We start from the raw sequence: 5,109 nt of genomic DNA, 5'->3' as shown, positions 1-5,109 counted from the left end.
TGACATTGCGCAGAGCTTCGGCTTTGCAAACGACGGATCGAAGATGGTGGACAAGGCGGGAGTTTTTCACTTGGATACTTGTTTTGTAGCGGGGACTCAGGTTCACCGAATCAAGAGCTGGAAAGAATCTGCAGTGATAGAGAAGTGGGATTCACCAGGATCTGAGAAGTTAGAACTGACCTCGATTGAGAATATCAAGGTTGGAGATACGGTGGTATCTTGGAACGAAAGAACGGGTCAACTTGAGAACAAGAGAGTGACCGAACTCTTTGTTCACGAAGTCCCTCAGTTATTTTTCTTAGAACTGGACAACGAAGAAGAGTTGCGGACGACATGGAACCACCCGTTTCGAAGAAGGACGTCTGACAGCGATTTAGCGACTTCCGAGTGGACTAAAGTGGAAGAGCTGAAAGTAAACGACGAAGTGTTGAAGTCGGATGGGACTTGGGCGAGAGTAACCGGGATCTTTCATTACAACGTAGAGCCGACGAAGGTTTACAACTTTGAGGTAGAAGACAACCATACATATATCGTTGGCGGAGATGCGGAATCGTCTAACTCGGGATATGTTGTGCACAACTACGAAGGCTCGTATGACAAACAAGTGAGAGCGATCAAGTCGAGCGTAAAAGAACTGATTGGTAGAGACGGCTTGTTCGGATTTGGGGCTGAGAAACCATATAGCGGTGAAGCCAAAGAATTGCTGGGAAGACTGAACGAATACGATACGAAAGACAGAACGTTAAAGAACGAGCGTTTGCAGTTAAAGGGCGATGCTGAAATGCTGAAAGCGCAAAAAGGCCTCCTTGGCGAACGTAACGATACGTTCTTGAGCATGGTAAGAAGCTCCAACTCGGATGGCCTTGATGGAATCAAGGAACTTCGCAAAGCCCTGCGTAATGTAGATCCGAAACAGGGTTTGAACAAAACGGAGATGGCTGCTGTAGCGACTTGGATGAAAGGAGCAACTGGCGTAGACGGCAATCAGCTCGGAATGTTCAAGACAGGTGGAATGTCGGGTCTTGCAAAAGACGTGGCCGCGAAAAGTTTACTCTTGCGAGCGGCGAGAGACGCTGGCGGAGCAGGAGAGGTCGCACACTTGAATGAGAAGCTCGCGGCGAACCAAGAGCAGCAGAGACAGAAAGCGATCGACCACGAAAAAGTCGGAGCGGATTTAGCAGTACTCATCACGAAAGATTATGCGAACTTGAAAGAGATGGCGTCTCAGAAACATCATGATGATCCGAAGGTAGCGATGATGCTTGCGACCGAGGGAACAACCAAATCTCAGTTGTCGACTGCATATATATCAAACGAAGGAAAGCAGATTCACGCAACGAACGAAATCAAGTATGAGAAACTGAAGCAATTCGGTCACGACGACAAGCTCGTCGGAGGATTACTCACTGCGAGAAATCAAATCGCGGAAGGAGAATCGAATCGTTTGAAAGCGGCTCAAGAGAAGTCCGTATCGGATCCTGAATATCAGAGATTGCTAAAACAACACGAAGATTCGAAACAAAGTTACGAGGCTTTGAAACCATCGGTAGAAAACGCGCTGAGAATCGCGCCGGAAGGTGACAAGGGAGTGAGAGAACTACTGAAGACTCTCAAGAGCTTCAAAGAGACGATGAACTCAAGTCAGCAGGGAATGGAGAAACGAATGCTTGCGATCGCGGATACCGTTCCGAACGAGCAAGCATATGCGGGTAGAATCCATATGCAAACGACGCAAGACGTGAGCCGAGATACGAGATATGCGAAGAACTTAGAAGAGATCGCAAAACTGAAGACACAGAAGGCAAACGACATCACAAACTCGACTGTCGGAACGGTATGTAGCTACTGCGTAGATACTTCTCACGCAGACACAAAAATCGCAGCATTGGAAAAACAGAACGCAGATATCTTCAACGGATACAAGAAGGCAAACGAGAAGAATATCTCCGAATATCAGAAAATGTTAGGAGCGGACGGACTGAAGAAATTGGATCAGTTCATGACGACTCAATTGAATGCGAAGATCGAGGCGAAGTTTCCAGAAGCGTATGCTCAGATGAAGGACGGAAAGTTTCCTGAGAACGGCATTTTCAGCGAAAACAACGTAACCCCGAAAGAGACCGTTGCAGAGAAACAGGTTGGGCCGAACTTGTTCAATCCTGACAGTCAGGTAGCGCGACTTGTGAACGAGGGAAGTCCAGGAGCGCATCGAAATCCTAACGGGATGCCGTATCAATCGGAGATTGATTCTTCAATTGCTCAGAAAGAGAAAGACGGGCCGCCATCGAAGAAGATGAGCGAGGCAACCTACAAGGAAGCCCTTGAGAATCCGTTTAAGAGAAATCCGGATATATCGACGCTTAACGAGAAGGAAATGAACGATCTTGGACTTGCAATGACAAAACCTGCACTTTACAACCAAGGTGAGAACAACGCGATGTCTGTTCAGGGAGCGGTGATCTTGGATGTGATCCGGAAGGGCGGAAAGGAAAACTTCCAGATGGATCCGGTCCTCAAAAGTCAATCGGAGCAAGTGACGAACGACTACCGGAAAAATGTGACCAACTTGAAGGAACAACTGCGAGACGGAAACATCACGCTGGAACAATACAATTCCAAGTTAGAGAATGTGGAGACAGCTTACAACAAATCGGATGCAATTGTGAGATCGAGAGAGTTTAACAAGATCAAGGATTGGATCTTTTCGAACAAAAAAACACAACAGTTAGGGAACGAAATATCGTCTGCGATTTGCCGGATGAACACAAACTACGTCCAAGGTTATTTGAACGGGGAAACGAAGATGAGCTTTGGCGAATATATGGTGAACAAGTTCCGAAACGCAGACGTGAAGTTTAACGGAAACTCGGCTCCAGTGTATGACATGAACGGATTTAGGGGATTTGAGACGAGCCTTGTGAACGGAACTGACTCAAGTGGAAATCGGATCTCCAACGATTTCGAGGGCAGACACATTGATCCAAAAACGGGTAAGATGGTTGGCATGGTGAATCCGATTCCAGTTACTCAACTTGAGAACACGATTAAAAACTTGAAGCCGGGAGCGTATGTGCAGATTTACTGGGATACGAATATTACAGATAAGGACAAGAAAACCGGAAAGATTCTTGGAAAACCAGGGCCGAACCATTTTTCGTTAGCTATAGTTGGAGCAGACGGGAAACTTTATGACTTGAACAACAATGGAACCAGGAATACTAACGGATCGGCTAAAGAAATATTTTACAAAGATTTAATTAATCCGATTTACGGGATTTACTACAGTCCGAAAAACAGAAAGTAACAGAAACACAAGGAGAAGAACGTGAGAAAAGCGATATGTTTAATTGTAATAATGTCTTTGACGATTGGAGTAATTGGATGTAAAGAAAAAACCGATTTAGAAAAGTTTAGTGATCCAAATTTCAAATTAGCAAACCATACAAAAATTCAAGGAGTATTCACTTTGCCTGGAGGTTATCGCTTATTAGAGCATTTGGGAATGAATATTGATCTTTTATCTGACCCTGAGCCATGCACTGAATTTATTCCTCAGAAAAATGTTTTACGGATGCGTTCAGCTTTAAAAGACAAGGATGTAGAAATTAAAATCATCAATGTTATTGGTGATGACTTGTATTTTTATGAAAATGGGAAGATTCTAAAAGCTAAACTATTCTATTCTGCATCTGGAGAGTTAGAGGCTTACAAGGTTTATGGTATTGACAAAAAAGGTGATGATCAAGCGATCGCAATTGGCCAAGGCGGAATCGCCCCTGCCGGCTACTTTGAAGAATGTGTAAAAAATAGTGAGGCGCTATACGAATCAGCGCAAGCAGAGGAAGAGCAGACAAAAGGTAAGGGTATAGGGCCTCATTGATATTAGAAAAATCTCCTGGATCCGATTTACGGGATTTACTACAGTCCGAAAAACAGAAAGTAGCGGAAAATACAAGGAGAAGAAAGAAGTGGGAAAAAAGGTATATTCAGTTTTAATAATGATTTTGATTTCAGGTTTAGTTGGATGCAAAGAGAAGACAGATTTTGAGAAATACAACGATCCGAGTTTCAAGTTAGCAAACCACCCTAAAATTCAAGGTGTGTATTCCTTGCCAACTGCCGGAGAAATCCTAGGTTATTTAGGTGTTAGTGCCAAAGTATGGACTGGATCTGAGCCTTGCTCTGAGTTTATTCTTCAAAAAAATACTTTGAGAATTCGTTCAGGACTCAAAGGTACTGATGTTGAGATTAAGATTATCAATATCATCGGGGATGAAATGTATTTTAGCGAGAATGGGAAGGTAGCAAGAGCTAAATTAACTTACAAACCCGATGGCGAATTAAGAAAATTTCAGGTGTATTCGCTTCAGGAAACTGATCCAAATCGAACTCTTGCAACGGGTCAAGGCGGCCTTGCTCCCAAAGGATATTTCGAGCAGTGCTTGAAAGAGAGTGACGAAATCATGGAAAATAACGAAGCCGAAGCGAAGAACATGCCGCCACATTGGAGGGCACCTTAAAGTTGAAGACGAAACCCGCCACTGAGCGGGTTTTCTTGTTTTAGGGGTAGGAGTTGAAAGAAAGTTAAATTAGAGAACGATGTTGAAGATTGAAAGAACAACGAACAACGCACCAAGCCGCGAGAGTGATCGTAGCGAAAATCCGGCATTGCACCATGTATTTGGAATATTCTATTTTTATTACGAAGAATTGGATGGTGCAATGCTGATTGAAGCGAAGAGCGCGTTTCGCGCAGCGAACTCGCCCCAATGCTATTCGAAACACGAAAACGGTAATCTACTGACCGGACAACACGAGGTGAAAGGCGGCTGGGGCGGCGGGGTGAACTTGAACATATCGGGAGCGAAGGCGGTCGCGGGCGGAGATTTCCTGCAAGGAATCATGAATGCCTACAAGATGAGTAACGTTGCATTGGGACTGAGCTACAATCGTGACGCAGGCTTAGGAATGAACGTGAACACGAACTTTACGAACGGTTTAGGTTTGGGCCTTGATTACAACTTCAAGAGCGGCGACTACACGGCAAACGCAAGCTATGACAAGAACCAGATGGGTGGTAAGGACTGGGCGAACGCGAGCTTCGGAATC

3 protein-coding genes and 1 pseudogene are annotated in these 5,109 nt (G+C 44.7%); all 4 read left to right on the top strand.

The annotated features are described in order from the left end of the window. Nucleotides 1–3,304: polymorphic toxin-type HINT domain-containing protein (locus CH376_RS23395; protein WP_100788551.1), on the top strand; the 3,304-nt coding region annotated here is incomplete at its 5' end. A gap of 21 nt (nt 3,305–3,325) precedes the next feature. Further along, nucleotides 3,326–3,880 carry a hypothetical protein gene (locus tag CH376_RS23390; RefSeq protein WP_125231999.1) on the top strand — a complete coding sequence of 185 codons (555 nt, stop codon included), beginning with the start codon at nt 3,326–3,328 and terminating at the stop codon, nt 3,878–3,880. A gap of 88 nt (nt 3,881–3,968) precedes the next feature. After that, complete coding sequence (locus CH376_RS23385) at nt 3,969–4,520, top strand: hypothetical protein (RefSeq protein WP_125232000.1); 552 nt, start codon at nt 3,969–3,971, stop codon at nt 4,518–4,520. Between the two features lie 253 nt (nt 4,521–4,773). Continuing rightward, nucleotides 4,774–5,109: pseudogene (locus CH376_RS23380) on the top strand (TIGR04388 family protein); the annotation flags it as partial.

It is taken from the genome of Leptospira adleri, assembly GCF_002811985.1.
GTDB classification, from domain to species: Bacteria; Spirochaetota; Leptospiria; order Leptospirales; family Leptospiraceae; genus Leptospira; species Leptospira adleri.
The sequence above is the reverse complement of the archived record's forward strand: the minus strand, read 5'-3'. Positions and strand labels throughout refer to the sequence as shown.